Source organism: Geodermatophilus sp. FMUSA9-8, from assembly GCF_037034165.1.
Classification (GTDB): Bacteria; Actinomycetota; Actinomycetes; order Mycobacteriales; family Geodermatophilaceae; genus Geodermatophilus; species Geodermatophilus nigrescens.
Genome location: NZ_JBAGKE010000003.1, coordinates 335155 through 349555, shown reverse-complemented (window position 1 = coordinate 349555; position 14401 = coordinate 335155). Strand labels below are relative to the sequence as shown.

14 protein-coding genes are annotated in these 14401 nt (G+C 70.8%); 6 read left to right on the top strand and 8 right to left on the bottom strand.

Going from position 1 to position 14401, the window contains the following annotated elements:
- Nucleotides 1-24 precede the first annotated feature (24 nt).
- Both WA616_RS08880 and WA616_RS08875 read right to left on the bottom strand, forming a co-directional pair.
- On the bottom strand, nt 25-1110 hold the full coding sequence (locus tag WA616_RS08880) for a medium chain dehydrogenase/reductase family protein (protein ID WP_336029010.1): 1086 nt from the start codon (nt 1108-1110) through the stop codon (nt 25-27).
- A gap of 77 nt (nt 1111-1187) precedes the next feature.
- On the bottom strand, nt 1188-1820 hold the full coding sequence (locus tag WA616_RS08875) for a hypothetical protein (protein WP_336029008.1): 633 nt from the start codon (nt 1818-1820) through the stop codon (nt 1188-1190).
- Nucleotides 1821-2000: 180 nt separating this feature from the next.
- Between WA616_RS08875 and WA616_RS08870 the strand changes: the two genes are divergently transcribed.
- Together WA616_RS08870 and WA616_RS08865 are read left to right on the top strand one after the other, a co-directional pair.
- On the top strand, nt 2001-2714 hold the full coding sequence (locus WA616_RS08870) for a TetR/AcrR family transcriptional regulator (protein WP_336029007.1): 714 nt from the start codon (nt 2001-2003) through the stop codon (nt 2712-2714).
- Between the two features lie 667 nt (nt 2715-3381).
- The gene (locus tag WA616_RS08865; RefSeq protein WP_336029005.1) at nt 3382-3702 is read left to right on the top strand and encodes a putative quinol monooxygenase; all 321 of its coding nucleotides are present in this window, start codon (nt 3382-3384) and stop codon (nt 3700-3702) included.
- 18 nt (nt 3703-3720) lie between these two features.
- Here the strand turns inward: WA616_RS08865 and WA616_RS08860 are convergent, their stop codons facing one another.
- The gene (locus tag WA616_RS08860; protein ID WP_336029279.1) at nt 3721-4344 is read right to left on the bottom strand and encodes a TetR/AcrR family transcriptional regulator; all 624 of its coding nucleotides are present in this window, start codon (nt 4342-4344) and stop codon (nt 3721-3723) included.
- Nucleotides 4345-4433: 89 nt separating this feature from the next.
- Between WA616_RS08860 and WA616_RS08855 the strand changes: the two genes are divergently transcribed.
- From WA616_RS08855 to WA616_RS08840, 4 genes are all read left to right on the top strand, one after another.
- Nucleotides 4434-5174: an SDR family oxidoreductase gene (locus WA616_RS08855; protein WP_336029004.1), complete on the top strand. Its 741-nt coding sequence runs from the start codon at nt 4434-4436 to the stop codon at nt 5172-5174.
- Nucleotides 5175-5218: 44 nt separating this feature from the next.
- Nucleotides 5219-6112 carry an SDR family NAD(P)-dependent oxidoreductase gene (locus WA616_RS08850; RefSeq protein WP_336029002.1) on the top strand — a complete coding sequence of 298 codons (894 nt, stop codon included), beginning with the start codon at nt 5219-5221 and terminating at the stop codon, nt 6110-6112.
- Nucleotides 6113-6737: 625 nt separating this feature from the next.
- Nucleotides 6738-7313: a hypothetical protein gene (locus tag WA616_RS08845; protein ID WP_336029001.1), complete on the top strand. Its 576-nt coding sequence runs from the start codon at nt 6738-6740 to the stop codon at nt 7311-7313.
- Nucleotides 7310-8758 carry a hypothetical protein gene (locus WA616_RS08840; protein ID WP_336028999.1) on the top strand — a complete coding sequence of 483 codons (1449 nt, stop codon included), beginning with the start codon at nt 7310-7312 and terminating at the stop codon, nt 8756-8758. Before WA616_RS08845 ends, WA616_RS08840 begins: the two co-directional genes overlap by 4 nt.
- 382 nt (nt 8759-9140) lie before the next feature.
- On the opposite strand, the gene WA616_RS08835 is transcribed toward WA616_RS08840, so the two are convergent.
- The 5 genes from WA616_RS08835 to WA616_RS08815 all read right to left on the bottom strand — a co-directional run bounded on the left by WA616_RS08835 (nt 9141) and on the right by WA616_RS08815 (nt 14234).
- Nucleotides 9141-9428, bottom strand: a complete 288-nt coding sequence (locus WA616_RS08835; protein ID WP_336028998.1) for a type II toxin-antitoxin system RelE family toxin — start codon at nt 9426-9428, stop codon at nt 9141-9143.
- Complete coding sequence (locus WA616_RS08830) at nt 9425-9709, bottom strand: type II toxin-antitoxin system Phd/YefM family antitoxin (RefSeq protein ID WP_336028997.1); 285 nt, start codon at nt 9707-9709, stop codon at nt 9425-9427. Before WA616_RS08830 ends, WA616_RS08835 begins: the two co-directional genes overlap by 4 nt.
- Before the next feature lie 407 nt (nt 9710-10116).
- Nucleotides 10117-10983 carry a metal ABC transporter substrate-binding protein gene (locus WA616_RS08825; RefSeq protein WP_336028995.1) on the bottom strand — a complete coding sequence of 289 codons (867 nt, stop codon included), beginning with the start codon at nt 10981-10983 and terminating at the stop codon, nt 10117-10119.
- Between the two features lie 11 nt (nt 10984-10994).
- On the bottom strand, nt 10995-12266 hold the full coding sequence (aztD, locus tag WA616_RS08820; protein ID WP_336028993.1) for a zinc metallochaperone AztD: 1272 nt from the start codon (nt 12264-12266) through the stop codon (nt 10995-10997).
- A 168-nt stretch (nt 12267-12434) separates the two neighbouring features.
- Nucleotides 12435-14234, bottom strand: a complete 1800-nt coding sequence (locus WA616_RS08815) for an FAD-dependent oxidoreductase (protein ID WP_336028992.1) — start codon at nt 14232-14234, stop codon at nt 12435-12437.
- Nucleotides 14235-14401: the final 167 nt, after the last annotated feature.

The window sequence follows — 14401 nt, the reverse complement described above, 5'->3', positions numbered from 1 at the left end:
CTGAGTCTCTCGTGCGGATGGGGGTCAGGCGGTGGGAGCAGGGGGCAGGAGAACGACCTTGCCGACGACGGTGCGTGACTCGGCGAGCCGGAGCGCGGCCGCGGCCTGGTCCAGCGGTAGCCGGGCGGCTACCTGGGCCGTGAGCACGCCCGCGGCGAGCAGGTTGAACACCGCGGTAAGGTCCGACCGGAGCCGGGCCTGAAAGCGCTCGCGGCGGCGTCGGCCGGCCCAGATGTTGAAGAAGGAGGCGTGTCGGCCGTTGGGTAGCAGGTTCCAGATCAGCAGCCGGGCGAACAGCGTCAGGATCGGGAGCCGGGAGTTGCCGGCGTCGTCCTTGGTGGCGGCGCTGCCGTAGGACACCAACGTCCCACCTCGGGCCAGCAGCGAGAAGGAGTCGACCAGGCCGGGGCCGCCGACGTGGTCGAAGACGGCGTCCACGCCGCCCGGAGCCAGTTCACGGACCCGGCCGGGCAAGTCGGGATCGTTGTAGTCGACCGGCTCGGCGCCCAGCGCCTGGACGGCGTCGGTGTGCCGGGGCGAGGCCGTGCCGATCACCCGCACACCGGCGTGCCGGGCGAGTTGGACCAGCGTGCTGCCGACGCCGCCGTTGGCGCCGTGCACGAGAACCGTTTGGCCGGCCCGGATGTGTGCCTTGCGGTGCAGCATCTGGAAGGCGGTGATGCCGTTAACCACCACGGTCTCGGCCTCGGCTGGGTCGAGTGCGGCAGGCACGGGCACCAGATCAGCGGCGTCCACCAGCAACGTGCTGGCCCAGCCGCCGGTCTTGGTGAGCACCGCGAATCGCCGGCCGACCAGCGTCGGGTCGAGGTCTGGGCCGACCGCGGTGACGGTGCCGACGACGTCGTAGCCAGGCACAAACGGGAACGGCGGCTGGTCGAAATACTTGCCGCGGCGCATCTGCTGCTCCGCGAAGGAGACGCCGGTGGCCTCCATCGTCAGGTGCACCTGCCCGGTACCGGGCGGCGGCAGCCGGCGCCGGTGCACGTGCAGTCCGTCGGGCTCGACGATGCCGGGCAGCACGACCTCGGTGGCCGTGACCGTGGTCGGGTCGACCTCGCTGGTTGGGTTGGGGGTGGCGTGGACGGACATGGTGAGCCTCTCGGTGGGTCGGACTGGTCGCAGGGCGGGTGGTCGGGTCGGTGGTAGCGGTCGGGCCGACAGCGGGGTTATGCGCTAGCGCTCCGCCGTGGGGAGGCTGCGTTCGTGAGCCGCCGGGGTTCCAGGGCGGCTGCGACCCCGTAGCCGCCGGTGCCCGCGATGGCCAGGACGGCGTACAGGCCAGGAGTGTCGAGGAAGACGGCCGCGGTGCCGATGATGGCGAGCCAGCTGCCCAGCGCGTACTGCAGGCGGTCGCCGGTCACCGCTCCGCCGGCCAGGTAGAGCAGCCCGACGACGAACGCCGAGCCGGCCGGCCAGATGACCGTCTGCAGGTGGTCGTGCTCCAGCACGCGGTCCAGGGCGGTGATCATCACGAACAGAGCCGTGAAAGCGATCACCCACGCGGCGCCGATCATGGTGCCGGCGGCCTTGGCCGCCGGGGAGGCGCCGCGCTGCGCCCGGGCCGTGGTGAGGCCGGTGACTACGGCCGCCGCCAGCAGGCCCACGGCCAGCAGCACCGGCGGCACGATCGACGGGAGGTCCAGCACGAAGCTCCCATCTAGGGCCATGGCGCCGTAGCCGACCAGCCATGCGGCTCCCCAGGCCAGGTAGACGGGCCGGTTGTCGTTCGGCGGCGCCGGATCGGGCTCGCCGTGGCTAACCGCCGCCAAGGGGCGGGTGATCGCTTGGGTCACGGGCATGGACTGCTCCTTGCACTTTGTGGTGGCGGTCGATGGAGGACGCATGTCGGAGTCGGGGTGGATGTTGCGAAGCGTCGAGCGGGTCTGTTGCTCGTTCAAGCAGGCTCTCGCGGTGACTCGGTTAGAAGCTATAACGAAGTTAGAGCACCTCGCAACTCAACTACCCGTTACAGTTTCTTCATGGTCGAGATGCACACACCCAGCCGCCGTGCCCGGCTGCGCGCGCAGACGTTGGGGGAGATCAAGCAGCAGGCGCTGGAGCAGCTGGCGCTCGGTGGCCCACAGGCGGTGTCGTTGAACGCGATCGCGCGGTCGATCGGCACCACCGGCCCGGCGCTCTACCGCTACTTCGCCTCGCGCGACGAGTTGATCGCCGACTTGGTTGCGGACGGCTTCAACGAACTCGCGGACGCCCTGGAGCAGGCTGCGGTCGGCGGTGGCGATGGCGTTGGCCGGATGCGTGCCGTGGCTGCCGCCTATCGAGACTGGGCACTGGCCCATCCTCACCGGTACCGGCTGCTGTTCGCCAGCGCCTACGGCTCGGGCCGGATGGCGCCCGAACAGACGGTGGCCCCGTCGCACCGAAGCATGTCCGTGCTGCTCGATGCCATCGGCCGCATCAATGAGAACGAGAACGGCTGGGCTCCGAAAGGCGAGGATGACGCCCAAGCCACGGCGCTGGATCGCCAGCTGGGGGACTGGGCGCAACGGCGTCGGGAAGACCGGGGGCACTCGGCAGAGACCTTGCAGATGGGCGTGCTGGCGTGGACGCGCCTGCACGGCATCATCAGTCTGGAGATCGAAGGCGTGTTCGCGGCCATGGGCGTCGATGCCGCACTGCTCTATGCCAGCGAGGTGACGGAGCTGACCGGGCGCCCTAGGACGCCGCACTAGATCCGCGTCCAGCAGGGCGCGTCACGCTCAAGGCGGTGCCACGTTGCGGAAGGTGGGGAGGGGAAAGCTGCCCAGACTTCAGCTGACTCGGTTGCCCGGTCGTTGCCGGCGCTCAAGGTGACCGTCGCGGAGGCGCGCCGGTGACGCTGCCGTCTGGTCGGCGATGGTCAGTCAGCGTTGCAGGCAGGACTCGCAGACCCAGCAACGTCGGGCGGACCTGCGCGACGGACCGGCTGCCCTGCCGGGCGACCGCGATTAGGTCGGCCCGAACTCGGGGGAACGGCTTGGCGCGGTGAGGCTCCTCCCGGTGGGGCCGCGGCCTCACGGGGTGAGGAGTCAACTAGACGACAGTCCCTTCCGCTGGTTGCTGACGACGCCGTCCTGATCCGAGGACCGAGATCTGCCATTCCTTGCCGCGATGCCGATGCCGATGCCGAGGCCGCTGTCGGCGGCTGTGGCCTCGTCGTAGAACCTTCGCCGCGCCCGGCATTGCAGCGATACTTCAAGTTCGCGATTCTGCTGTCCGTCAATGCGTAGTTGCCAGCGTGAGCGGCGGAAGTGTCGACGTGGACACTCGTTGCCGCGGGGGCGGCGGGGCAGTCCTCTGTAGCCTCTGGCCGGTCATCATGACCCAACGATGGGCCGGCCTCACCGCTATTGTCGGTGCGTGGCGTATGCGGTGGTTTGCAGAGTTTCGGCCAAGCCTGGCCGGCGTGAAGACTTGGTGGAGCACATGCTGCGCGTAGCCGCTGCGCTGGAGGACCGGTCGGAGAATCTCAGCTGCCTCGTCGCCACAGCCGATGACGATGCTGACGCGGTGTGGACCTGGGAGTTGTGGGCGACTCGGGAGGCGCACGACGCATACCTCGCTGAGGCGTCGACCGATCCGGCGACGTATGGCCTGGCGGTCAGTGGTCGTGAGTTGATTGCTGGCATGTCGCCGGTGCAGCCGCTGACGGTGCGGGGCGGCGGGGGTCTGTCAGGCTGACTTGGTCGCGATCGGCGGTCAGTTCGACGGTTGCCTCGGACGTGTCTGGGTGATGCCGGTCAGTACGTTGCGCAGCAGTGCGTCGGCGAATGCGGCGTCGAGTGGCTGGTCCGGCAGCAGCAGCCGGTGATAGCAGGCGCCCCATAGCTGATCGACGACGACTTCGGGATCGACATCGGCGGCGATCTGCCCCTGCTGTTGCCCGCGGCCGATGCGTTCGACCGCCAGCCGGCGCCGGGGCAGCGAGTAGGTGGCGGCGAAAGCCGCCGCCAACGGCGGATCAGTCTGGGTTCGGCCGATCAATTCGGCGATCACCCGCCCTACCCGGCGGTCGGTGAGCAGGGCGACAAAGGCGTGCAGCTGGTCGGACAGGTCGCGGGCGACGTCCCCGCTGTCGGGGAAGGCGAGCTGGGCTTCCACCGCGGAGAAGTAAGCCTCCAGGGCGAGCGCTCCGGGGGAGGCCCACCACTTGTACAGCGTCATCTTGCTCACCCCCGCGGTGGTCGCGATCCTCTCGAAGGTCATCGCCGGCATCCCGTGCTCGAACAGCAGGTCCGCCGCCGCGCGAAGCACATCGCTGCGTACCTCCGCTGCCGGCCGGCGCCCTCGCCCCCGTCGTCGATCGACTGGCGCGTCTGTCATCACGGCTCCCGTCGGTTGCAGGTAATGGACGGTCAGTCTACATTAGAGATGTGGACGAACGGTCCATATTATCCGCGAGGAGGAACTTCATGAACGCCCCCACTCAGTCCCGCGTCGCCATCGTCACCGGCGGCTCCGGCGGTATCGGCCAGTCAGTCGCCGAGCGACTCGCTGCCGACGGCATGCAGGTCGTCGTGCACTACGCCGGCAACGCTCAGCGTGCCGAGCAGGCCGTGCAGACCATCACCGACGCCGGCGGCACCGCCACCGCCCTGTCCGCCGACGTCGCGGACGAGACCCAGGTCGCCGCACTGTTCGATCAGGCGGAAGAGGTCTACGGCGGCGTCGACGTGGTGGTGAACACGGCCGGGATCATGCTGCTGGCACCGCTGGTCGAGCTCGACCTGGCCGACTTCGACCGCATGCACCGCACCAACGTGCGCGGCACCTTCGTCGTGTCCCAGCAGGCTGGGCGTCGACTTCGGTCCGGTGGTGCGCTGGTCAACTTCTCCACGTCGGTCACCCGGCTCCAGCAGCCCACCTACAGCGCGTATGCCGCCACCAAGGCCGCCGTCGAGGGGATGACGCTGATCCTGGCTCGCGAGCTGCGCGGCCGGGACATCACCGTCAACGCCGTCGCCCCCGGACCCACGGCGACCCCGCTATTCCTCGACGGCAAGCCGCAGAAAGTCATCGACCACCTGGCCACGTTGTCCCCGCTGGAGCGTCTGGGCCAGCCGGATGACATCGCCGAGATCGTGGCCTTCCTGGCCGGCCCGGGCCGCTGGATCAACGGCCAGGTCCTCTACAGCAACGGCGGCATCGCCTGACCCTCACCCGACCGCCGACTCGACCAGCAATCAACGGAGACATCATGACTAGCAAGATCATCGTCATCAGCGGCGCCAGCAGCGGCTTCGGTGCACTGAGCGCCCGCGCACTCGCCGACCAGGGCCACACCGTCTACGCCGGCATGCGCAACACCGCCGGCCGCAACGCCCCCGCCGTACAAGCGGCTCAGCAGTACGCCGGCGACAACGGCGTCGATCTGCGGCCGCTGGAGATGGACGTCGCATCGACCGAGTCGGTGCAGACCTCCATCAATACCGTCATCGACGAACAGTCACGCATCGACGTCGTGATGCACAACGCGGGACACATGGTCACCGGCCCCACCGAAGCCTTCACCCCCGAGGAACTGGCCCGGGTCTACGACACCAACGTGCTGTCCACCCAGCGGCTCAACCGTGCCGCGCTGCCGCACTTGCGCGCCCAAGGTCGTGGCCTGGTCCTGTGGGTCGGCAGCTCCAGCACCAAGGGTGGCACCCCGCCCTACCTGGCGCCGTACTTCGCGGCCAAGGCCGCCATGGACGCCCTCGCCGTCAGCTACGCAGCCGAGCTGGCGCGCTGGGGCGTGGAGACCACGATCGTCGTACCGGGCTCCTTCACCTCCGGGACCAACCACTTCGCCAACGGAGGCCACCCCACCGATGACGCGACGGTCGCCGCCTACGAGACGCGATACGCAGGCCTGATGAGCCAGGTCTCCGCCCGACTCGCGGAGCTGGCGCCGCCGGACGCCGACGCGTCGCTCGTCGCCACCGAGATCGTCCGCATCGTCGGCCTGTCAGCGGGGCAGCGACCCTTTCGGAGCCACATTGATCCGGCGGACGATGGTTCCGAGGAGGTCAGCGACGTCGCCGACCGCATCCGCGAACAGTTCCTCACCCGCATCGGACTGGCCGACGTCCTGCACGCCACCGTGTGACGTGCTCAACCGTGAGGCGGCGAGCCGAGCGCTGGTCCTGGCATCAGGCCGCGCAGGGCTCGCCGCCTTTGGCAGGTTGCCGTGGCACTGCCGCGACGGCGGAGAGGCAGTTAGGCCCATTCATCCAAGGCGAAGGCGCCTGCTCCGTGCTTGTCGCTAACGGTGCAACCCGCCCCACGAGGCCGAACGCAGCGGTGCACCGTGCCGTGGTCGCCGCTAGCAGATGACGGCGCTCGTGATATAGGGCCAGTTCGGGGCCAATCATGGAGAGGACGACGAGGGCATGCCCGGCGTGGACGGCATCACCGGTACGGCCCGCATCCTCGCTGCCTGACCAAGCATCCGGGTCCTGGTGCTGACCACGTCCAACGACGACGGCCACTTGCATCCCGCGCGCTCGGCCGAAGCCTGCGGCTTCCTCGCCGAGAACGCCCGCACCGGAGGCAGTCCCGATGCGGTCCGCCGCGTCACCACCGACGACTCGGCTGCAGCGCAACGGTCCTGCGCTGCCTGGTGCAGGCCGCGAGCACCGGTGATCTAGTCTGCGTCCACCCCACACCGTCCCATCGTGCCGAGACCGGCAGGAGCAGGCGGGGCCGGGCCCGTACTCATCTAGGGTTCGGCCATGGCCACCGCCGAGGCGAACCACGAACTCGGCCGCGAAGGCGTGTTCAAGGTGAAGGCGTGGCTGGAGGCCACCACCCACCTGACCATGCCGTGGAACGTCTACGACCACACGGCCGTCTGTACGCGGCTGCGGCTCGACGGCGGGGTGAAGAGGTACGACCTGAGCGGGCAGTTCATCGGCGAGCGCCAGCGCCCCGCGGTCGTGGAGGGGAAGGCCTACACCACCGTCGGCCACCAGGCCGCTGAATACGACGAGTTCCTGGCCAACGCCTACAGCACGACCGCCCAGGAGATCGCCACCGTGGGGGACACCGGGACCGAATTCATCTGGGTCACCACGCACCCGTTCAGCCAGAGCAAGTGGGCGCAGCTGACCAGCCGCGCCGAGCTGGCCAAGGCCGTGGAGACCCACCGCAAGTGGCTCGGCGAGGACCACGAGGTCGACCAGGACCTTCTGGTGACCGTCGCATCCAGGCTGTGGCTACTGGTCCGCCACGACCGGCAGTCCGAAATCAGCCTGACCAGCTCCGAGCTCTTCAAGATCTACGACCTCATCGGGAGGAAGCCGTCATGAGCGCCCCCATCCTGTCCAGTACGCAGACCGCCATCGATGAGGCGATGACCGCCACGCGGCCGGAGGACATCATCCGGGGCGTCAAGCAGGCGGTGCACCAGGAGCTCGAGGAGCTCGACCCGCGGGCGAAGGTGGAGAGCACCGCCTACTTCAGTCACTCCTTCGTCCCCGACTTCGTCGTGACCTGGTACGAAGGTGGTCGCGGCCAGCGGCGGGATGTCTACCTCCGGCCGAGCCTGGAATCGACCTTGGCCGCGCACGACGTTCAGGCGCTCGGCGAGCACGCCCCCGTGTTGCTGTCGCTGCGTCGACCAGAGGCGGAGGCCGTCGAAGAGGCCGCTCGTCGTGACGTCGACGTGCACGCCCCCGACGTCCTGGTGACGGGCGTGTCGGCGCTCGATGCGTTCACCAGTGCCCCCGCGGTGGACGCCCCACTGCAGGCCCTGGTTCGTCCAAACCTAGTGCGCGGTGGTCGTGGGGTCATCTCAGGGGACACCGCCGCGTCCCTGCACACGCCGCTCACCGGCACGTTGGACGACGTCGCCCGGCTGGAGGCATTCGGCGAGCTCGTACGGGACCTATTCGCGCCGGCCGCCGCCACCCGGCTGGAGCGGGCGGCGCAGATCCTGGAAGTCGGTCTCACCGGCGACGTCTCCGCCCTCGTGCTGGCGCTCGACGACGACCCCTCCGAGCAGTTGCTGCGCGGGCGGTTGTCCGACGCCGAGGTGGACGTCCTGTTGCCTTACCTGCTCGGGCGCGCGGACGTCACCCGGCAGCCGGCCTTCTGGGCGCACGTGGGCGGGATGCTCGACCTCCCGCGTCTGGAGGACATGGGTGGCGCCCTCCGCGGTTTGGATCTCACGCCATTGCTCGACGCGAACATCGACACGTGGACGGCGACCCGGGCGGCGCTCGTGCTCAACGCCGAAGACAGTGGGGCGGCCGAGGGCGGCCAGTGGCGACTGGTCGGCAAAACCATCGCCACTGTCCAGGGGCCATGGCGTGTACACGTGACAGCAGACAGCCGGAAGCTCCGCGGGCGCGACGACTCACTGGCCGCACGCTGGGACGAGCTCGCGCCCGCGCTGCGTGACCGGCCGGTGACGGCGGTGGCCCTCCATGGCGTCCAGCGGCGCGTGAACGTGACCGCAGACCAGGCCGCCGACGTCCTGAACGACGTCACGGCCATCCGGGAGTCGATTCCGGACGACTTCTTCGTGCCCGCAGTGACCGTGAGGTCCTCTGACGAAGAGGACGCGACCCGCGTGGACCTGGACTTCAAGAAGATGCTGGCCACGGCATCCGCGCCCACCTCCCTCGCCGCTCTCGTGGACGTGACCGTGCAAGTCCTCGGGCATCGGTTGTCGACTTCACCCGCGGACGAGGCGTCCGGCGAGCCGCCGGTCCTCGGTGATGCACCGGCGAGCGAAGGCGACGAGGAGTAACCGCTGCTTCCAGCGTGCGGGACGTGCGGTCAGCGCGCGCTGATCGGCAACCTCCGAAGCGCACCGGCGCAAGCCGGGAGTTCGCGCGCGGCCCCTCCCTGCGCTCGGCTGCTCGACCTGCCGACGAGGCGGAGCCGGCCAGGGTCGTCAAGCTCGGCTTGGCGTCAACAGGCCGACGGTCTTCCCTTTCTCGGAGGTGGGCTGTGCCAGTTTGTGTGCCACAGCAAACTGTCCACGGCCATCCGCAGCCGTCCGCCGACGACCGCTCTCCCTGGTGACCTGCGTGTCCGTATAGCAGCGGACCACCACGGACCTCGTACCCGTGAACTCGCAATCTGGCGGTTAGTGGTTCTGTCCTCGGCAGTAACGTAGCGACAGGTGGTCAATGGCCGGAGCGATACGCATTTCGGCGGTGGGCGACATCGACGACGGTCACCGTGTGACTGTCGTCGTCGATGCGGTAGATGACCCGGTAGGTGCCGCGGCGCGCGCTGTGCCGGTCCTCCAATGGGGGACGAAGCCGCTTGCCGACCCGATGTGGGTTGTCCAGCAGCGGGCCGGTGATGAACTCGTAGGCGGCCGCGGCGACTGCCTCGGGCAGATTCTCGGTGAGCTCTCGGCGAGCGGTCGGCGTAATCGCCAGGTCGTAGTCCGCCGGCTCCTCGGTCACGAACCCGAGCTGAGGCGCCGACGCATGGCCGCGCCCAGCTCCTCGCGCGTCTCTACTTCGCCACGGGCCAGCTCGGCATCCGAGGCGTGGAGTCGCCGCATCGTATCGGCATCGGCCAGGATCTCGATCGTCTCTTCCAGGGACTCGAGATCCTCCGTCGCCACTAGGACGGCCGACGGCTTGCCGTGGACCGTCACGTAGACCCGCTCATGCTGGCCGCTGACCCGGGCCACCAGGGCCGACAGGTGCGCCTTGGCGTCCGCGAGCGACAGAGTCGTCATGGTCAGAAGTATGACCATATAGGCATGCCTCGTCCAGACGCACACGTTCACCGGCCCCCTCCAGGGGCGACCTGTCTGGTCGTCGGCGGCAACGCTCGTTGGAGGGGGTTAGGCGGCTGCCCTGTGGTGCCACCATGGTGGCCTAACGATGGTGTTCAAGGTCGTCCGCGGAGGTCCGCAGACGACGACGCAGCCTTCTGACCTGCGCAAATGAACTCCGGCGTACCGCCCTGGACCCCACTCAGCCGCCCTGGCAGTGTGGGGGTCAGGGGTTCGAGTCCCCTCAGCTCCACCCCGACGACCCAGGCCGTTCCCCCTCGGGGGAACGGCCTGGGTCGTCTCCGGTCCCGGTCGGCCCCGTCGCACCGGGCGCCAGCGGACTCCCCGCCGGTGCGGGGAGTGCGCCGTCATCCCCCGCAGGCCAGTCCCCGCTGCAGTGCCGCCAGGTTGTCGCGCATCCGGTCGAGGTAGTCGTCGGGGGGCGTGACGCGTTCGATCGGGTCGAGCACGTCGGTGGTCATGCCGAGGTCGTCGGCCAGGGCGGCCGCCGTCGCCGGCGATGCGGCGGCGTCGAAGAAGATCGTGCGCACGCCCGCCTCCCGGACCGTCTCCGCCACCTCCCGCAGCCGGACCGGCGAGGGCTCCACCGCCGGGTCGATGCCGGTGACGCCCAGCTGCCGCAGGCCGTGGCGGTCGGCCAGGTAGCCGTAGGCCTCGTGCCCGGTCACCAGCGTGGCCCCGCGGCAGCCGGCGAGGGCCGTGGCGTACTCCTCGTCGAGGGCCGCCAGGGTGGACTCCACCTCGGCGACGCGGGCCGCGACGTCCTCCGCCGCTGCCGGGTCGAGCTCGGCCAGTACCGCGCCGACGTCCCGGGCGACGTCGGCCAGCCGGAGCGGGTCGAGCCAGAAGTGGGGGTCGCCGTCGAGGTCCGCCAGGTCGGAGACGTCCACCAGGTGCGCCGGCGGCTGCTGCTCGAGCACCGCGTCGACGCCGGGCTGCAGGCCGCCGGACAGGTGCACCACCAGGTCGGCCTCGGCCAGCTCGACGACCTGGGCCGGGGCGGGCTCGAACCCGTGCGTGTCCCCGCCGGGTGGCACGAGGTCGGTGACGGCGACGTCCGGGCCGGCGACCTGCTCGATCACCCACTGCAGCGGGTAGGACGTGGTGACGACGTCCACCGTGCCGTCCGCGTCCCGCGCCGCAGCGGCGGTGCAGCCGGCCAGGGCGACCGCGGTGAGCCCGGCCGCGACGGCGCGGGCGGGGCGCCCGCTCACCCGGCGTCCGCTCACCCGGCGTCGTCGCCCTCGACGTCACCGGAGACGCCCCGCAGCTCGTTCGGCGTCACCTCCAGCGGCGCGCTCCTCCAGACCGCACCGCCCTCGATGTCCACCGCGTGGATCTGCCGGCTGGCGGGCTCGGTCACGTAGGCCATGCCGTCGACCACGAAGACCTGGGGGTGCGGGTCCTGCCAGTCCTCCGACTCCTCCCAGGGGGCCGTGACGGGGATGGAGCGGGTGATCGTGCCGCTGGCGGGGTCGATGACCTGCAGCGCGCCGTCGTAGGTCAGGACCAGTCCCTCGTCGCCGGGCCCGCGGCCGAAGGAGCGGTACCAGTAGGGCGCGGGGAGGTCGACCAGGCGCAGCGAGGCCGTCGTGGTGTCGATCAGCGCGACCGTGCTGGAGCGGTCCTCCGCGCTGCGCTCGTAGTCGCCGAGCACGACGGGCGAGGTCCCGGTGCCGAACTGGTTGCCGATGCGGCCGTACCCGTCCGGGCTGTCGATCTTGGTGAGCCGGCCCCCGGCGTACAGGACGGCGCCGTCCTCGCAGCCGACGACGACCGCCTCGCCGGCCGCGACGGTCTCGCCGTGCACGTTCGGGCAGTCGTCGCGGGCGGCGATCTCCTGCCCGTCGGCGTCCAGCACGCGGACCCCGGAGCGCTCGTCCTCGGTGCCGTCGGAGACGAGCACCCGGCCGTCCGCGAGTTCGACAGCGACGCCGTGGTGCGCCGACGGCGTGCTGAACTCGCGCGTCTCCCGGTCGGGGCGGGAGACGTCGGCGCTGTCGAACGCGGTGACGTCGCCGGTGCCGTCGTCGAAGAGCACGGTGCGGCCGGCGTGCGTCACCACGTGGCCGGGCTCCTCGGCCGGGAACACGACGTCGGTGAGCCGGGGGTCGGCGGTGTAGTAGTGCGCGTGGTCCCCGTGCGGCTCGGCCCAGGCGCCGGCGTCGAGGGCGCGGAAGCCGCCCTGGGTCGAGACCAGCAGGTGCCGGCCGTCGCCGGCCGGGTTGAGCCGGCTGAACCCGGGCAGCGGCTCGTCGGCCAGGACCTCCAGGGTCGCGGCGTCGAGGACCTGGACGCCGCCGTCGTAGGTGATCGCCAGCCGCGGGGCGTTGGCCCCCACCTCGAGGGCCGAGGCGTCCTCGGCCTCGTGCCCGTCGCCGGTGGGCGAGGGGGCGGCGGCCGGTCGGCCGGTGTCGGCGGAGGCGCAACCCACCACCAGGGCGAGGGGGAGCGCGGCGGCCAGGGCGGGGGCGCGTCGGAGGCGCGAGCGGTTCACGAGGGCTCCTCGGGTCGGGATCGGACGCGGGAAACCTATCGCAAACGAGAATCGTTCTCAACAAGGACCTCGGGCTTTCAGGTCCCTCCGCCCACCTGACGACACAGGGCGCACTCCCGAGGGAGAGCGCCCTGTGTCGGTGCCGGTGCGCCGGCCTCCGGCCGCGGCTCAGGCGGCGTCGGGGCGGAGGACCGCCGTCAGCGCACCCCGCAGCCAGCCGAGCGCGTCGTCGGCCGAGGAGGGCGAGGACGGCGACCGGGCCGCGACGTAGCCGTCCGGACGCACGAGCAGCACGCCGCCGTCCTCGATCTCCCGCAGCTCGGCCCAGGTGCCGTAGGGGTCCTCGAACTCCTCCCCGGGACCGATCGAGACCGGGGTGAGCTCCAGGCCGAGGTCCGACCCGAGGACCCGGGCGGCGTCGAGCCACGCCCTCCCGCCGATGCCGGTGACCACGCTGAACCGGCCGTGCCCCACGAGGTCGAGGGTGGACACCCGGCGGCCGTCCCGCGTGACCCAGGTGTGCGGCAGCTTGGCGCCGGGCCAGGTGGTGGGCTGGGCGTACAGCTCCGGATCCCGCCGGAACTCCGGCATCGGCGTGCCGTCGGGGACGACGGCGGACGAGGCGTACCGGTGGTTGTGCTCGACCCCGTGGGCGTCGAACTCGTACGCCTTGTAGGCGATCGCCTCGCGCAGCGCCGCGCGCACCTTCTCGCCCTCCGGCCCCGGGGCCTTGCGCAGGGCCAGCTGCGCCTCGAGCTTCGCGACGTCCGTGGTGTCGGACAGGTCGAGCGCGGCGAGGATCTTCCCGGTGTCCGCGATGCTCTGGTTGGCCCGTTCGACGATCTGGCGGGCGACGGGCGCCCGCTCGGCGTCGTAGGACTCGAGGAGCGCCGGGGACGCCGCGCCCGAGAGCACGTGGGCGAGCTTCCAGGCCAGGTTGTAGGAGTCCTGGATGGAGGTGTTGGAGCCCAGGCCGTTCGTGGGCGGGTGGCGGTGGACCGCGTCGCCCACGCAGAAGACGCGTCCCTCGGCGAGCCGGGTCGCGTAGTGGTGGTTGACCGTCCACGGGGAGCGCGACTTCACCCGCATCTCGAAGTCGTCGGTCCCGACGAGCGCGACCGCGAGCTCGCGGACGACGTCGTCGGTGAGGTCGGGAGGCCCGGCCGCCATCTCGTAGCCCCACATGAGCATCCACTCGTCCCAGGGCCTGATCATGCGGAGCACGCCGAGGCCGACGCCCTCGCGCTCGGCTCCGGGCTGGAGCATCCAGTAGAGGACGGAGGGCCGGTGCGCGACGAACCGCGACAGGTCGGCCTCGAAGACGATGCTCAGCGTGCCGGCGACGGCGCCCGGCCCCTCGAACGGGAGGTCCAGGTCGGCGGCCACCGTGCTGCGCGCGCCGTCGGCACCGACGAGGTACCGGGACCGGATGGCGTACTCGGCCCCGGTGAGCCGGTCGCGGACGGTCGTGGTGACCCCGTCGTCGTCCTGCACGTGGGAGAGGTACTCGGTGTCGAAGCGCACGCGGGCGCCCCGCTCCTGCGCCGCCTGGACGAGGACCGGCTCGGTGATCGTCTGCGGCGCGTCCAGCATCGAGGTCGGGCTCTGCAGCTCGTAGTCGGCGTGCCGCACGGTGTCCGTGCCCCAGGACGGGATGCGGCCCAGCTCCTCGCCGGCCAGGCTCGTGCAGAACGTCGTGTTGCCCATGTACTCCCACGGGGTGGCCTCGCGCAGGAGCCGCTCCTCGAGGCCCATGTCCCGCATCGCCTCCATCGTGCGCTGGTTGGTGATGTGCGCACGGGGGGTGTCGGACAGCCGGGCGTACTTGGTGACCAGGAGCGTCGAGACGCCGTAGGTGGCCAGGAACAGGACCGCCGAGGCGCCTGCCGGTCTCGACCCCACGACCAGCACGTCGGTGGTGACCGCGGGTGCGGCCGGGCCGGTCGTGCGCACGGGGAGAGCTGTCATGACGTCCTCTCGGGGCGGCGGGGCGGACGGGCGTCCGCTGCCGCGTAGTCGAGTGAGGGAGGCTCCCCGTGTCAAGCGTCACACCGGTGCGCCCGCCGACGGCGACGTCGGCGCCCTCTCCCGGCGCCGACGTCACCCGGTCCGGCGAGGCACCGGGCACGGTGCTT

Excerpts from the sequence above, each read along its gene's own strand:
- WA616_RS08880 (WP_336029010.1), bottom strand. The coding sequence starts at position 1,110 with ATGTCCGTCCACGCCACCCCCAACCCAACCAGCGAGGTCGACCCGACC.
- WA616_RS08875 (WP_336029008.1), bottom strand. The coding sequence starts at position 1,820 with ATGCCCGTGACCCAAGCGATCACCCGCCCCTTGGCGGCGGTTAGCCAC.
- WA616_RS08870 (WP_336029007.1), top strand. The coding sequence starts at position 2,001 with ATGGTCGAGATGCACACACCCAGCCGCCGTGCCCGGCTGCGCGCGCAG.
- WA616_RS08860 (WP_336029279.1), bottom strand. The coding sequence starts at position 4,344 with ATGACAGACGCGCCAGTCGATCGACGACGGGGGCGAGGGCGCCGGCCG.
- WA616_RS08855 (WP_336029004.1), top strand. The coding sequence starts at position 4,434 with ATGAACGCCCCCACTCAGTCCCGCGTCGCCATCGTCACCGGCGGCTCC.
- WA616_RS08850 (WP_336029002.1), top strand. The coding sequence starts at position 5,219 with ATGACTAGCAAGATCATCGTCATCAGCGGCGCCAGCAGCGGCTTCGGT.
- WA616_RS08845 (WP_336029001.1), top strand. The coding sequence starts at position 6,738 with ATGGCCACCGCCGAGGCGAACCACGAACTCGGCCGCGAAGGCGTGTTC.
- WA616_RS08840 (WP_336028999.1), top strand. The coding sequence starts at position 7,310 with ATGAGCGCCCCCATCCTGTCCAGTACGCAGACCGCCATCGATGAGGCG.
- WA616_RS08830 (WP_336028997.1), bottom strand. The coding sequence starts at position 9,709 with ATGACGACTCTGTCGCTCGCGGACGCCAAGGCGCACCTGTCGGCCCTG.
- WA616_RS08815 (WP_336028992.1), bottom strand. The coding sequence starts at position 14,234 with ATGACAGCTCTCCCCGTGCGCACGACCGGCCCGGCCGCACCCGCGGTC.